The sequence below is a fragment of the Streptomyces sp. NPDC111628 genome, from assembly GCF_055635195.1.
The window spans coordinates 378,491-392,089 of record NZ_JBVKBZ010000002.1; the positions used below are offsets into that span (position 1 = coordinate 378,491).

A 13,599-nucleotide genomic window follows, 5' to 3' on the forward strand; every position below is an offset into this window, starting at 1 on the left:
CGTCACGGGGCGCGGGTCTCACCGGGACCGCCGGGCGGCGGCGCGCAGGCCGTGGTACCAGCCGAGCGCCCGCCGCTCGACCAGCTGGAAGAGGACCGACAGCACGAAGCCGAGCAGACCGAGCAGCAGGATGCCGGTCCACATGTCGGGGATCGCGAAGGAACGCTGGAACTGCACGACGGTGAAGCCCAGCCCGTTGCTGGCCGCGAACATCTCGCTGATCACCATCAGGATGATCCCGACGGACAGCGCCTGGCGCAGCCCCGCGAAGATCTGCGGGCTCGCCGAGCGCAGCACCACGTGCCGCAGCCGTGCCGCGCCCGTGATCCCGTAGGAGCGGGCGGTCTCGGCCGTCACCGCGTCCACCGCCCGCACGCCCTCGACCGTGTTGAGCAGCACCGGCCAGACACACCCGGTGGCGATGACGACGATCTTCATCGTGTCGCCGATGCCCGCGAACAGCATGATCACCGGCACCAGCACCGGCGGCGGCACGGCGCGCAGGAACTCCAGCACCGGCTCGCACACCGCCCGCACCCACCGGTAGGAGCCGATCAGCGTGCCGAGCGCGACACCGACGACGCCCGCCAGCGCGTAGCCGGCGGCGAGCCGCAGCACGCTGGGCAGCACGTCACCGCGCCACCGCTCGCCGGTCCACACGTCCGGGAACGTCTCGACGATCGTCCGCAGCGGCGGCCAGTACACGTCCTCGCTGCCCGACGAGGTCACCCACCAGACGGCCACGAGGACCACCGGCAGCGCGAGCACGAACACCAGCCGCAGCAGCAGGCGCCTCACACCGCCACCTCCCCGCGCACCGACTGGTGCCAGGCCAGCGCCCGCCGCTCCACCGACCGCGCGCCGACGTTGATCAGCAGGCCCAGCAGACCGGTGACGACGATCAGCGCGTACATCTCGGGCACGGCCTGCGAAGTCTGCGCCACGGCGATCCGGGCACCAAGGCCGGGCGCCCCGATGACCAACTCGGCGGTGACCGCCAGGATCAGCGCGACGGCCGCCGCCAGCCGCACCCCGGTCATGACGTAGGGCAGCGCGGTCGGCCACAGCACGTACCGGACCCGCGCCCAGGTGCCCAGGCCGTACGAGCGTGCCGTCTCCTCGGCGACCGGGTCGACGTCCTGGACGCCGTACAGCACCTGGATCAGCACCTGCCAGAAGGCGGCGTACACGACCAGGAGCAGCACCGACCGCAGCTCGGTGCCGTACAGCAGCACCGCCAGCGGGATCAGCGCGACCGATGGGATCGGGCGCAGGAACTCGATCGTGGACGCCGTCGCCGCACGCAGGTACGGCACCACGGACAGCAGCACCCCCACGACGATCCCCGCGCCGACCGCGACGGCCAGGCCCAGCGCCCAGCCGGTGAGGGTGTCGCCGAGCGCCGTCCAGAAGGCGCCGTCCGCGACCTCCGTGCCGAGCGCGTCGGCGATCCGGCTGGTGGGCGGGAAGTAGTCCTCCTCGACCAGGCCCAGCCGCGGCACCGCCTCGCCCAGGGCGAGGAAGGCCGCGAGCCCGGCCGCACCCAGTGCGGCGTTCGCTCCCCTCACGGCAGCAGCTTGTCCAGGTCCGGCGTCCGCTTGAACAGCCCGTCCGCCTCGCCGAGCTTCGCCAGCTCCTCGATGGCGGCGCGATCGGGCTCGGCCGGCCACTTCGGCAGGGTCACCTTCGCCAGCACGTCGGCCGGGATCTTCGTGTAGGTGGTGACGACCTCGCGGACCTCGTCGGGGTGCGTGTCCGCGTAGGCGAGGGACTCGGCGGTGGCCGCCTGGAACTTCTCCACCACCTCCGGGTGCTCCTGCGCGTACTCGGTGGAGGTGAAGTACATGGCGACCGTCAGCTTCGGGGCGACGTCGATCATGGGGGAGGCGATCTCCCGGCCGCCCTGGCTCTTGATCGTGGCCAGCGCCGGTTCCACCACCATCGCCGCGTCGATCCGCCCGGCGTCCAGCGCGGCCGGCATCTGGTCGAAGGCCAGCTCGACCAGCTCCACCTCGTCCGGGTCGCCGCCCGCCTTGCGCACCGAGGCCCGCACCGCGGTCTCGTTGATGTTCTTCAGCGTGTTGATGGCGACCTTCTTGCCCTCCAGCTCCTTCGGCGACTTGAGCGGGCTGTCCCCCTTCACGGTGAGCGCCTCGAAGTCCTTGCCCACCTCACCGGTCGAGGCGATGCCGTTGGCCACGGCCTTCACCGGCACGTTGTTCGACTGGGCGATCATCAGGGACGTCATGTTGCTGAAGCCGAACTGGAACTGGCCGCTGACCACGCCCGGCACGATCGCCGCGCCGCCCTGCGCGCTGGAGAAGGACAGCTTCAGCCCCTGCTTCTCGAAGAACCCCTTCTTCTGACCCAGATACAGGGGCGCGACGTCGACGATGGGGATGAGACCCACCTCGACCTCGGTGGTGCCGCCGGCGGAACCGGACCCGTCCGGCCCCCCGGAGTCGTCGGACGAGCCGCACGCCGTCGCGGCGGCCAGGACGGACACGGCCGTGAGGCCGACGAGCAGACGACGCATGACTCCCCCTGGAGGAACGTGCTCGTGGAACGTGCTCAGTGGGAACGTGCTCAGCGGGAACGTAGGGCCGGGGCGGAGCCGTGGTCAATGCCCGTGTCGAGATGGGCCGTTGAGGTTTCAACCGGCACGTCCGCCGCAGCGGAGTCACAGGTCCAGCACGAGCCGCCGGCCGCGGCACCGCGACACGCAGACGAGCATCGTCTCCCCGGCGGCCCGCTCCGCCTCGGTGAGCACCGAGTCCCGGTGGTCCGGTTCGCCCTCGACGACCTCGGTCTCACAGGTCCCGCAGGTGCCCTCCGTGCAGGAGTGGAGCACCTCCACGCCGGCCTCCCGGACCGCGTCCAGGACCGACACGCCCGGCGGGACGGCGACCGTACGGCCGCTGCGCGCGAGCACCACCTCGAACTCCGTCTCCGCCGGGGCCGGTGCGTCGGCCTCCTTCGGACGGAACCGCTCCACGCGCAGGCTCCCGGCCGGGCAGCGCGCCTCGACGGCGTCCAGCAGCCCGCCGGGCCCGCAGCAGTAGACGAGGGTGCCCGGCGGGACGTCGTCGAGCACGGGGGTCAGGTCCAGCCGTCCCGACTCGTCCTCGGGGACGAGCGCGACCCGGTCGCCGTACCGCCGCAGCTCCCCGGTGAACGCCATACCCGCGCGGGTCCGACCGCCGTACAGCAGGCTCCACTCGGCGCCCGACTCCTCGGCGGCCGCCAGCATCGGCAGGATCGGGGTGATGCCGATGCCGCCGGCGACGAAGCGGTAGCGGGGCGCCCGCTCCAGCCGGAAGGTGTTGCGCGGGCCGCGCACCCGGACCTTGTCCCCGGCCCGCAACGCGCCGTGCACGTAGGCCGAACCGCCCCGGCCGTCGGTCTCGCGCAGCACCGCGATCCGGTACGCCGCCCGGTCGGCCGGGTCGCCGCACAAGGAGTACTGCCGCTCCAGGCCCGGGCCGAGGACGACGTCGATGTGGGCGCCGGGCTCCCACGGCGGGAGCGGTTCGTCCAGCGGGTGGCGCAGGGTGAGGACGAGCACGCCGTCGGCCGCGGTCTCCCGGCGGCCGACGACGAGTCCGGCCTCGTACCGGCCTTCGTACCGGGTCATGCGCCGTGCCCCGCACGGTCGTGCCCCTGCGGGTGGGCGAGCATCCAGTCCCACATCGCGACCGGGTCCTCCGCGCTGTGCTCGGCACCGCAGTGGCAGGTGCCGTGCAGGACGTCGGTGCCGGGCAGCCAGTCGACGCGGTAGACCTCGCCGGTGCGCCCGCTCACCGGGCCACCCGCTGCCCCGTTCCGGCGCCCTCCTCGACCAGCCGGGCCAGGATGCGGCGGGCGGCCAGACCACCGGTGTCGATGTTGATGCTCAGCTCCTGGTATCCGGTGCGCTCGCCGCCGAGCGTGCGCTGGAGCAGGTTGAGCGCGTCGACGTCCTGCATGACGACCGTGCGGTTGTTCTTGTGCAGGAACTCGGTGACCTCGGCGTCGTCCGTCGCCCAGTCCCGCGAGACCGCCCAGAAGTCGTACACCTTCCCGTCGCCGGACGGCGTGATGGCGTAGGTGATCTCGGTGTGGAAGCCGTCCGGGTCGCCGCCGTCGGGCGCGGGCACGGCGCCGGTCGGCGCGACCCGGCTGTGCAGCACGTACAGACAGGGCGCCTGGTACTCGATGTCCTGCCAGCGGTCGATGCGCCCGCTGATGCCCGTCGACCTGGCGTAGAACGGCGGGCACTCGGCGTCGTCCATGTGCCGGCTCACCCGGACGATCCCGGCGCCCTCGTCGACCTCGGTGGTGATCGGCGTCTCGGCGACCTCGGGCGTACCGATGTAACCGCCGTGCAGATAGGTCTCGTGGGACAGGTCGAGGAGGTTGTCCACCAGCAGCCCGTAGTCCGCGTCGATCGGCTCCATGCCCCGGACCGTGACCCAGCCCGGCGCGTCCAGGTGCCGGGCCCGCGGCACCGACTCGGGGTCGGCCAGGGCCGGGTCGCCGATCCACACCCACACCAGGGAGTCCCGCTCGGCCACCGGGTAGGAGGCGACGCGGGCGGTGCGCGGGACGCGCTTCTGGCCCGGCACGTACACGCAGGTGCCGGTGGTGTCGTACGTGAACCCGTGGTACCCGCACACGATCCGGTCCCCGTCCAGCCGGGTGGGCGCCTCGGAGAGCGGATAGCGGCGGTGCACACAGCGGTCGTGCAGGACGACCGGGCTCCCGTCCTCCTCGGCGCGGTAGAGCACGAGCGGTTCGCCGAGGACCGTGCGCCCCAGCAACTCGCGCCCCACCTCATGACTGTAGGCGGCGACGTACCACTGGTTCCTGGCGAAGGCGGTCATGTGCGGCATGCGCGGCTCCCGTCGTCCTCGACGTCCTGTGGTCACACCATCGCCACGCCGCCCCGCCCCGGCAACAGCACTTCCGCCACGCGGAATTCTTCCGCTCCAGGAGTCTCGCCGGCGCGAAGTTACCTGTGCGTTCCGCACCTCGGAGTGGTGACAGCGGCAACTGTCCGGGGCGGTACGCCGCGTGACAGCGTCGTCTCCGTCAGCGACCGGTGGGAGGAGAAGGCGTGAACAAGGGCTACGCCGTGTACTGCGACGCGGACCCGTACTTCTACGACGCCCCGCACCGCACGGCCGACCGGACCGGAGGCACGCGCTCCCGGTACGCCGCCGCGTCCTCGCCCGTACCGGAGGGGTGGCAGCGCCACGAGAGCGGCGACTGGCTCGCGCTGCGCCCGGCCGACGCCGACCTGCCCGCCCAGGGATGGAAGATCCATGTGTCCGCCTGCCTCGACAACGCGGAGTCCGTGCTCGACCGGGTGTGGCGGTACTGCGTGAGCGGCGGCACGGCCTTCAAGTTCGTGCCCAGCCGCTACCTGCTGCACCAGCGCAACGCCAAGTACGCGGACCGGGCCGGCAGCGGCAAGTTCGTCACCGTGTACCCGGCCAACGAGGCGGAGTTCGAACGGCTCGTGGGAGAGCTGTCCGAGCTGCTGGCCGGCGAGCCCGGCCCGCACATCCTGAGCGACCTGCGGATCGGCGACGGGCCCGTGCACGTCCGCTACGGCGGCTTCACCCGGCGCGACTGCTACGACGCGGAGGGGGAACTGCGGCCGGCCGTGTCAGGACCCGACGGGGTGCTGGTGCCCGACCTGCGCGGTCCGGTCTTCCGCATCCCGGAGTGGGTCGACCCGCCCGCCTTCCTGCGGCCGCACCTCGACGCCCGCTCCGCGGTGACCGTGACCGGCCTGCCCTACACCGTCGAGTCGGCGCTGCACTTCTCCAACGGCGGCGGCGTCTACCTCGCCCGCGACACCCGCACCGGCGCGCGGGTCGTCCTCAAGGAGGCCCGTCCGCATGCCGGGCTGGCGGCCGACGGCGCCGACGCCGTGACCCGGCTCCACCGTGAACGCCGGGCGCTGGAGCGGCTGTCGGGCCTCGACTGCACGCCGGAGGTGCTCGACCACCTCACGGTCGGGGAACACCACTTCCTCGTCCTGGAGCACATCGACGGCAAGCCGCTCAACACGTTCTTCGCCCGCCGGCACCCGCTCATCGAGGCCGACCCGGGCGAGCGGAGACTGGCCGAGTACACCGACTGGGCCCTCGACGTGCACGCGCGGGTGGAACGCGCCGTCGCCGAGGTCCACGCCCGGGGTGTGGTCTTCAACGACCTGCATCTGTTCAACATCATGGTCCGGGACGACGACAGCGTCGCCCTGCTGGACTTCGAGGCCGCCCACCGCGTCGACGAGGCGGGACGGCAGACCGTGGCGAACCCGGGGTTCGTGGCGCCTCCCGGCCGGCGTGGGGTGGCGGTGGACCGGTACGCGCTGGCGTGTCTGCGGCTCGCGCTGTTCCTCCCGCTCACCAGTCTGCTGGCCGTCGACCGGCGCAAGGCGGCGCACCTCGCGGAGGTGGTGGCGGAGCAGTTCCCGGTGGACCGCGCATTCCTGGACGCGGCGGTCGACGAGATCACGCGCCTCGACGAAAACACGCGCCTAGACGGGAACACGCGCGTCCAGGGGGCCCCGGCGGCGCGGCGGCCCGCCGGGCCCGTGGCACCCGTCCGGCCGGACGACTGGCCGCGCAGCCGGGACTCCATGGCGGCGGCGATCCGCGCCTCCGCGACGCCCGCCCGCACGGACCGCCTCTTCCCCGGGGACATCGCGCAGTTCGCCACGGTCGGCGGCGGGCTGGCCTTCGCCCACGGTGCGGCGGGGGTGCTCTACGCCCTGGCCGAGAGCGGGGCCGGACGGGACGAGGACGGCGAGCAGTGGCTGCTGGAGCGGACCAAGCAGCCGCCGTCGGGCATGCCGCTCGGCTTCCACGACGGGCTCGCCGGACTCGCCTGGACGCTGGAGCGCCTCGGCCACCGCGACCGCGCCCTCGACCTCACCGAACTCCTCCTCGACCAGTCCCTCGACCACCTGGGCCCGGACCTGCACGGCGGCACCGCCGGTCTCGGCCTGGCCCTGGACTCGCTGGCCGCCACCACCGGTCGGGCCGCGCTCCACTCGGCGGCGCTGCACTGCGCCGAACTGACCGCCGACGGGCCGCCGGCCGACCGCGTGCCGGCCGACCGCATGAGCCGCGGCCGCGCCAGGGCGGGGCTGCTGTACGGCGGCGCGGGACGGGCACTGTTCTTCCTCCGGCTCTTCGAACGCACCCGGGACTCCGCCCTTCTCGACCTCGCCCGCGACGCGCTGCGCCAGGACCTCGCCCGCTGCGTCCGCGGCGCGGGCGGCGCGCTGCAGGTCGACGAGGGCTGGCGCACCATGCCCTATCTGGGCGCCGGCAGCGTGGGCATCGGCATGGTGCTGGACGACTACCTGGCGCACCGGGCGGACGAGGAGTTCGCACGGGCCAGGAACGAGATCGTGGCCGCGGCCCAGGCGATGTTCTACGCCCAGCCCGGGCTCTACCGGGGCGTGGCCGGAATGGTCCTGCACCTGGGCCGCACCACGGCCACGGCGCCCGGTACGGGGCCGCGGGCCGTACGGCGCCAACTGGACGCCCTGTCCTGGCACGCCATGTCCTACCGCGACCGGCTCGCCTTCCCCGGCGAGCAGATGATGCGCCTGTCCATGGACCTCTCCACCGGAACGGCCGGATGCCTGCTCGCCGTCGCCTCCGTCCTCGGCGACGCCCCCGCCGGACTGCCGTTCCTGCCGCCGCCGCGCCGAAGCGGCGGCCCTCTGACTCGGCCCCACCAGGAGCCGTGAGAAAAGCACACCCCTTGCCGAACGAAAGGAAGTCGTCATGAACCTGTTCGACCTGCAGTCGATGGAGACCCCCAAGGAAGAGGCCATGGGGGACGTCGAGACCGGCAGCCGCGCGAGCCTCCTGCTCTGCGGCGACAGCAGCCTGAGCATCACCACCTGTAACTGACGCACGAGTTGACGACCACGGCGACGTGGTGAGCCATGTCGCCGGGCGCGGGCGCCCCGGGTCTCGGCCCGGGGCGCCGACGCCTGCCCGCGCACGACGTACGGAGGTCTTCGCCGGTGCGAAAGAGCAGTCCCGTGACGCGGCAGGCGCCGGGGCGCGCGCTGGAGGCCCTGATCCTGCTGTGCTCCGTCGCGGCGGCACTGGCGGCGGTGGCCCAGCCCCTCGCCCTCGGCCGCACACTGGATCTGCTCCTGCGCGACGGCGACGCCGGATGGTGGCTCCCACTGAGCGCCGGGCTGCTCCTGGGCGAACTGCTGCTGGACAGCGCGACCTCCCTGTTCACCGGCCGGTGCAACGCCACCTGGACGGCGTCCGTCCGCACCCGCGCCCTGCGTGGACTGCTGCGCACCGCACCCGACCGGGCGCGGCCGTATCCACCGGGTGACATCGGGACCCGGCTGACCCTCAACGCCGCGGACGCGGGCGGCGCTCCGGCGGCCCGCGCGGCGCTGGCCGCCTCACTGATCACCCCGCTGGGCGCCCTCGTGGCGCTGGCGCTCGTCGACGTGTGGGTGGCGCTCTGCGTGCTGACCGGGCTGCCCGCCCTGGCCCTGCTGCTGCGGTCCTTCGCCCGCGACACCGGCGCCACGGTCGCCGCCTACCAGCGCACCCAGTCCCTGATCGCCTCCCGGCTGCTCGAAGCCCTGGAGGGCGCGGACACGATCGGCGCCGCGGGAACCGGCGAACGGGAGCGGGCCCGCGTCCTGGCACCGCTGACGGAACTGGCCGCCCAGGGCCGGCACATGTGGGCGCTGCACGGGCGGGCGCTCGGCCGGAGCGGTGTCCTGGTCCCGCTGCTGACGCTGGCCGCCACCGCCGTCGGCGGGCTGCGGCTGGCGGCCGGCGCACTGAGCGTGGGGGACCTGCTCGCCGTCGGCCGGTACGCGCAGCTCACGGCCGGTGTCGGCGCGGCGGCGTCCCTGCTCGGGGCGATCGTCCGGGCCCGCGAGGCACGGCGCCGGACCCGGGAGCTGGAACGGATGCCCGCGACGGCGTACGGCACACGGCGGCTGCCGCCGGACGGCCCGGGAGAGCTGCGACTGTGCGGGGTGCGCGTGCTGCGCGGCGGCAGGGAGGTGCTGCGCGCCGACCACGTGCGGGTGCCGGGCGGCAGCACGGTGGCGGTGGTCGGCCGCAGCGGGGCGGGAAAGTCCGTCCTGGCGGCCGTGGCGGGACGGCTGATCGACCCCGACGAGGGCCACGTACTGCTGGACGGCGTCCGGCTCGACCGCTTGACGCACGAGGCGCTGCGCACCGAGGTGGCGTACGCCTTCGAACGCCCCGTACTGGGGGAGGGCACGGTCGCGGAGGCGGTCGCCACCGGGGCGCGGCGGTCGTCGCCTGAGCGGGTACGCCAAGCCGCCCGCGCGGCGGGCGCCGACGGCTTCGTACGCCGCTTGCCGCACGGTTACGACACCCCGCTGGCGCAAGCACCCCTCTCGGGCGGGGAACACCAGCGGCTCGGACTGGCGCGGGCCTTCGCGCACGCCGGGCGGCTGCTGGTGCTGGACGACGCCACGTCCAGTCTGGACACCGCCACGGAGCACGAGGTGGACCTGGCGCTGCGTCGCTCGGTGCGGCCGGGGACCAGGCTCGTGGTCGCGCACCGCCCGTCGGTCGCGGACCGGGCCGACCTGGTGCTCTGGCTGGAGGAGGGGAAGGTGCGGGCCGTCGGGACCCATCGCGAGCTGTGGCACACGGCGGGGTACCGGGAGGTCTTCGGCGCCGACGCCGGTGCCGGTGGCAGTGGTACAGGGGCCGTACGCCGTCCTGAGCCCGAGGAGGCGCGCCCGTGACGTCCGCCGGGGCCGGGGCACTGCGCCGCCTCGCGCCGCCGGCCCGCCGCTTCCTCGCCCACCGCAAGGGCGTGCTGGTACGGCTCGCGCTCTGGTCGCTGGCCGAGTCGGGGCAGGCCTTCCTGGTGGGTCACGCGGTCGCACGCTCCGCCGACGAGGGGTTCCTCGCCGGTGATCCGCGCCGGGGACTGCTGTGGCTCGGGGTCGCGCTGGTCGCCGTACTGTCCGGCGCCCGGGTCGTCCGGGGCGTGTTCGCGCAGCTCGCCGGGGTGACGGAGCCGCTGCGCGACGGTCTGGTGCGGCGTGCGGTCGACCGGTCCATGGCCCGGGCGGCGCCGGGCGGACCCGGCGGGACGGACCGCGCGGCCGTCTCGCGGCTGACGAACCAGGTCGAGATCGCCCGGGACAGCTTCGCCGGTCTCGTCCTCACCCTGCGGTCCTTCGTCTTCACCGCCGCCGGCGCGCTGCTCGGCCTGCTGTCCCTGCACCCGGCCCTGCTCGTGGTGGTCCTGCCCCCGCTGGCGGCCGGGCTCGCGCTGTTCCTGGTCACCCTGCGGCCCATGGCGGCCGCCCAGCGCCGTGCCCTGGCGGCCGACGAGGCGTTGGGCGACCACGCGGCGAGCGCGCGTGCGGCGTTGCGGGACCTCGCCGCCTGCGGGACCGGGCCCGGGGTCGAGCGGCGCGGCGCGGAGCTGGTCGCCGACGCCGCCGCGGCGGCCCGGACGCTGGCCGGATGGGCGGCGGTGCGCACGGCGGCGCTCGGTGTCGCGGGCCACCTGCCCGTGCTCGCGCTGCTGGTGGCGGTGGAGTGGCTGCGCGGGCGCGGGGTGAGCGTGGGCGCGCTGCTGGGCGCGTTCACGTACCTCGTCCAGTCCCTGCTGCCCGCCCTGCACACCCTGATGACCGCGCTGGGCGCGGCCGGGTCCCGGCTGCTGGTCGTCCTCGACCGGATCCTCGGTCCGGAGCCGGAGCCGGAGCCGGAGCCGGGGCCGGAGCCGGAGCCGGGGCCGGAGTTGGAGTCGGGGCCGAGCACCACGAGCTCACCCGGGGCGGCGGCTTACGCGGCGGACACCGCCGCGGTCCCGGCGGTGGACCTGCGCGCCGTCACCCTGTCCTACGGCGTCCGCGCCGAGCCCGTGCTCGACGCGCTCGACCTGCGCGTCGCGCCGGGTGAACACCTCGCCGTCGTCGGACCGAGCGGCATCGGCAAGTCGACCCTCACCCGCCTCGTCGCGGGAACGCTCGCGCCGAGCCACGGCGAGGTACGTGTGGCCGGCCGCGTGGTGACGGGGCGCCCCGCCGCCGAGCTCGCCGCACTCCGGGTGCTGGTCCCGCAGGACGCCTACGTGTTCTCCGGCACCGTCGGCGACAACCTCGCGTACCTGAGGACGGACGCGCGCCGGGCCGAACTCGACGCGGCGGTCGGCGCGTTCGGTCTGGGGCCCCTGGTCGGGCGCCTGGGCGGGCTGGACGGCACGCTGCACCCCGCCGAACTCTCGCCGGGGGAGCGGCAACTGTTCGCGCTGGTCCGCGCGTACCTGTCGCCCGCCCCCCTGCTGCTGCTCGACGAGGCCACCTGCCATCTCGACCCGGCCTCCGAGGCCCGTGCGGAGGAGGCCCTCGCCGGGCGGCCCGGAACCCTGGTCGTGGTGGCGCACCGGCTGTCCTCGGCGGTCCGTGCGGACCGGACACTGGTGCTGGACGGCGTACGGGCGCAGTGCGGAACGCACGCCGAACTGCTGGGCCGTTCGTCTCTCTACCGGGACCTGACGGGGCACTGGCACGCATGACGCGTCAGGTCCAGCCGGCGCTCTGGACGATGCGGATCGCGTCGACCCGGTTGCGGGCGCCCACCTTCCGGACCGCCGTGGCCATGTAGTTGCGGACCGTTCCCCGGGACAGGTGCAGGCGCGCCGCGATCTCGGCGATCGGCGCCCCCTGGGAAGCCAGGGCCAGCACGCCCAGTTCCCTCGTGGTCAGCGGCATCTCCGCGCCCTTCAGCAGGGCCACGGTGAGCGTCTCGTCCAGGAAGCGTTCGCCCTGGGCGACCGTGTGCACGGCCGTGATCAGCCGGTGGGCCGGGGCGTTCTTGTCGACCAGCCCGAGGGCGCCCCCGTCGAACGCCCGGCGCAGCACTCCCGGCCGCTTGGCGGTCGCCAGGACGACGAGCCGGTCCCCGTACCGGGCCCGCAAGCGTCCGGCGCCTGTGTCTTCGGGCCCCGTCAGGCACTCTCCGTCCACGACACAGACGTCGGCAGGCAACGCCGCACTCTGCTCCGGACCGTCGGCGTCGAGGCAGTGCGAGGACACGTCCAGCGTGTCGTCTGATCTGAGCAGTTGCACCAGCGCCGACCGCAGCAGTGTCTCGTCGTGCACCACGGCAATACGAACCATCTCCCCCACCCCTTGTCAGCGGCGGCCCCGTTCGGGCCGCCGGGCTCCGCGCGCCCCCGCGCCATCGGGCCATGTGCCCCCATCCGGGACGGCGGAACACGACGCGTACGCACGTGCGAACCACATCGGAGGCAATTCGCCGTCGTCAGAGCCTTGTCGGGGGACGGCCGAGACGGGTGCGGCAGCGAAGAAGGGCGGATAACACACCAATCCGCGGACGGCTCCGGTCCGTGCGGGAACCGACGAGAGCCGGCCGTCTCCGTGCCGCGGTCCCTGGCGTCCTGGCCAGGGCGGGTTCCGCTGCCAAGGGCCCTCCGCGCCCGCCGACCGCGCCCGACCGGCCCGCGGTCCGGGCGATGCCGGGCCCGGCCGAAAACCGCCGCTGTCCAATCTGGCGCGAAAGGCACCGCGCGCTCGGCTCCCGTGGCTGTCGGTGGGTGCCCCTAGTCTTTGGCCAACGCCACAGCGGAGCGTGTCGATTCAGGGGGCCCGTGTGCTGTGACGTGTGTTCCTAGTAGTGGGAGAGGCGAAGAGCTGATGGGTTGGCTGGCAGCGGGCGACACGTACGAAGTCGCTCTGGTGGAGGGCCGGGTGGTGGCGCGGTCCGCGTCGGCGAAGTCCCCGGCGGAGGGGAAGCGGGAACGACCGCTGCCCGCGGAGATACGGGACCGCCCCGAGGTGGTCGAACTCCAGCGCTTCGCCGAGTGGCTGGACCGGCACGCCGCCGAGTGCGTGGCACAGGTCGACACCTGGATGGTGTCCTCGCTCCCGGTGCCGACCGGGCTGCTCGCGCAGGTCTGGCCCGACGAGGCGTGGCGGGCGGCCCTGCGGGACATCGTGGTGGTCGGCGAGGGCCCCGACGAGGTCGGCTTCCTGCGCGACGCGAACGAGTCGGACGGACTGCGGGTGGTGAACCTGGACGGCGAGACCGTCCGCCTGACCCCCGCCACGGTGACCATGCCCCACCCGGTCCTCCTCCCCGACCTGGAGGAACTGCGCACCTTCGCCGCCGAGTCGGGCGTGGTGCAGGGCGTGGAGCAGATCCACCGGGCCACCTGGCCGGCGCCCGGGGATTCCCACGGCGACGACACCGACCTGGTCACCGAGTTCGCGGGCGCCGAATACCGCTCGTGGTTCCATCTCTCCGCCCGTGCCACGTCCCTCGGCTACCAGGTCTCCGGGGGCCGCATCGTCGACCGCGTCCGGGACGCGGGACGCATCGTCACCGTCTCCGTCGGCATGAGCGACCCCTACGCCGAGGAGAAGGCCTGGACCGGCGCCCTGACCTGGAGCCACGAGGACGCGTACCGGAGTCTTCCGCTGCGCGAGGTCGGCCCCGTCGCCTGGTCCGAGGGCATGCGCATGGCGGCCGCCCTGCACGCCGGCCGCACCGTGCCCACGGACGGCGCCGAGTGAACGCCACGGCCGCG

Annotated in this window: 12 protein-coding genes; 5 read left to right on the plus strand and 7 right to left on the minus strand. The window is 74.1% G+C overall.

Annotated features, from left to right (window positions below):
• Window positions 1–18: 18 nt before the first annotated feature.
• The 6 genes from ACZ7MF_RS09565 to ACZ7MF_RS09590 form a co-directional block, all read right to left on the minus strand.
• Window positions 19–798: an ABC transporter permease gene (locus tag ACZ7MF_RS09565; protein ID WP_356861941.1), complete on the minus strand. Its 780-nt coding sequence runs from the start codon at window positions 796–798 to the stop codon at window positions 19–21.
• Complete coding sequence (locus ACZ7MF_RS09570; protein ID WP_471475557.1) at window positions 795–1,568, minus strand: ABC transporter permease; 774 nt, start codon at window positions 1,566–1,568, stop codon at window positions 795–797. Before ACZ7MF_RS09570 ends, ACZ7MF_RS09565 begins: the two co-directional genes overlap by 4 nt.
• Entirely contained in the window at window positions 1,565–2,536 is a 972-nt protein-coding gene (locus ACZ7MF_RS09575) for an ABC transporter substrate-binding protein (protein ID WP_471475559.1), read from the minus strand. The genes ACZ7MF_RS09570 and ACZ7MF_RS09575 overlap by 4 nt, the downstream gene beginning before the upstream one ends.
• Before the next feature lie 144 nt (window positions 2,537–2,680).
• Window positions 2,681–3,634, minus strand: a complete 954-nt coding sequence (locus tag ACZ7MF_RS09580) for a PDR/VanB family oxidoreductase (protein WP_471475560.1) — start codon at window positions 3,632–3,634, stop codon at window positions 2,681–2,683.
• Window positions 3,631–3,801, minus strand: coding sequence for a hypothetical protein (locus tag ACZ7MF_RS09585; protein ID WP_356861949.1), 171 nt, complete (start codon window positions 3,799–3,801; stop codon window positions 3,631–3,633). The genes ACZ7MF_RS09580 and ACZ7MF_RS09585 overlap by 4 nt, the downstream gene beginning before the upstream one ends.
• Window positions 3,798–4,871, minus strand: a complete 1,074-nt coding sequence (locus ACZ7MF_RS09590; protein WP_471475561.1) for an aromatic ring-hydroxylating dioxygenase subunit alpha — start codon at window positions 4,869–4,871, stop codon at window positions 3,798–3,800. The genes ACZ7MF_RS09585 and ACZ7MF_RS09590 overlap by 4 nt, the downstream gene beginning before the upstream one ends.
• 224 nt (window positions 4,872–5,095) lie before the next feature.
• Here ACZ7MF_RS09590 and lanKC point away from each other — a divergent pair, with 224 nt between their 5' ends.
• Genes lanKC through ACZ7MF_RS09610 form a run of 4 tightly spaced genes read left to right on the plus strand, consistent with a single transcriptional unit; the run spans window position 5,096 to window position 11,565 of the window.
• Entirely contained in the window at window positions 5,096–7,753 is a 2,658-nt protein-coding gene (gene lanKC / locus ACZ7MF_RS09595; protein ID WP_471475563.1) for a class III lanthionine synthetase LanKC, read from the plus strand.
• A gap of 37 nt (window positions 7,754–7,790) precedes the next feature.
• Entirely contained in the window at window positions 7,791–7,919 is a 129-nt protein-coding gene (gene ramS / locus ACZ7MF_RS09600; protein ID WP_003972313.1) for a mycelium formation morphogenetic lantipeptide SapB, read from the plus strand.
• Between the two features lie 35 nt (window positions 7,920–7,954).
• Window positions 7,955–9,775 (plus strand): ABC transporter ATP-binding protein, encoded by a 1,821-nt coding sequence (locus ACZ7MF_RS09605; RefSeq protein WP_471475564.1) that lies wholly within the window; start codon window positions 7,955–7,957, stop codon window positions 9,773–9,775.
• The gene (locus ACZ7MF_RS09610) at window positions 9,772–11,565 is read left to right on the plus strand and encodes an ATP-binding cassette domain-containing protein (protein WP_471475565.1); all 1,794 of its coding nucleotides are present in this window, start codon (window positions 9,772–9,774) and stop codon (window positions 11,563–11,565) included. The genes ACZ7MF_RS09605 and ACZ7MF_RS09610 overlap by 4 nt, the downstream gene beginning before the upstream one ends.
• A gap of 4 nt (window positions 11,566–11,569) precedes the next feature.
• Here ACZ7MF_RS09610 and ramR read toward each other — a convergent pair whose 3' ends face one another.
• Window positions 11,570–12,178: a two-component system response regulator RamR gene (gene ramR / locus ACZ7MF_RS09615; RefSeq protein WP_471475567.1), complete on the minus strand. Its 609-nt coding sequence runs from the start codon at window positions 12,176–12,178 to the stop codon at window positions 11,570–11,572.
• 528 nt (window positions 12,179–12,706) lie between these two features.
• Between ramR and ACZ7MF_RS09620 the strand changes: the two genes are divergently transcribed.
• The gene (locus ACZ7MF_RS09620) at window positions 12,707–13,585 is read left to right on the plus strand and encodes a DUF4132 domain-containing protein (RefSeq protein ID WP_471475568.1); all 879 of its coding nucleotides are present in this window, start codon (window positions 12,707–12,709) and stop codon (window positions 13,583–13,585) included.
• Window positions 13,586–13,599 lie beyond the last annotated feature (14 nt).

Coding starts and splice junctions, on each gene's coding strand:
- ACZ7MF_RS09590 (WP_471475561.1), bottom strand. CDS start 4,871: ATGCCGCACATGACCGCCTTCGCCAGGAACCAGTGGTACGTCGCCGCC.
- ACZ7MF_RS09620 (WP_471475568.1), top strand. CDS start 12,707: ATGGGTTGGCTGGCAGCGGGCGACACGTACGAAGTCGCTCTGGTGGAG.
- ACZ7MF_RS09605 (WP_471475564.1), top strand. CDS start 7,955: ATGTCGCCGGGCGCGGGCGCCCCGGGTCTCGGCCCGGGGCGCCGACGC.
- ACZ7MF_RS09580 (WP_471475560.1), bottom strand. CDS start 3,634: ATGACCCGGTACGAAGGCCGGTACGAGGCCGGACTCGTCGTCGGCCGC.
- ACZ7MF_RS09575 (WP_471475559.1), bottom strand. CDS start 2,536: ATGCGTCGTCTGCTCGTCGGCCTCACGGCCGTGTCCGTCCTGGCCGCC.
- ramS (WP_003972313.1), top strand. CDS start 7,791: ATGAACCTGTTCGACCTGCAGTCGATGGAGACCCCCAAGGAAGAGGCC.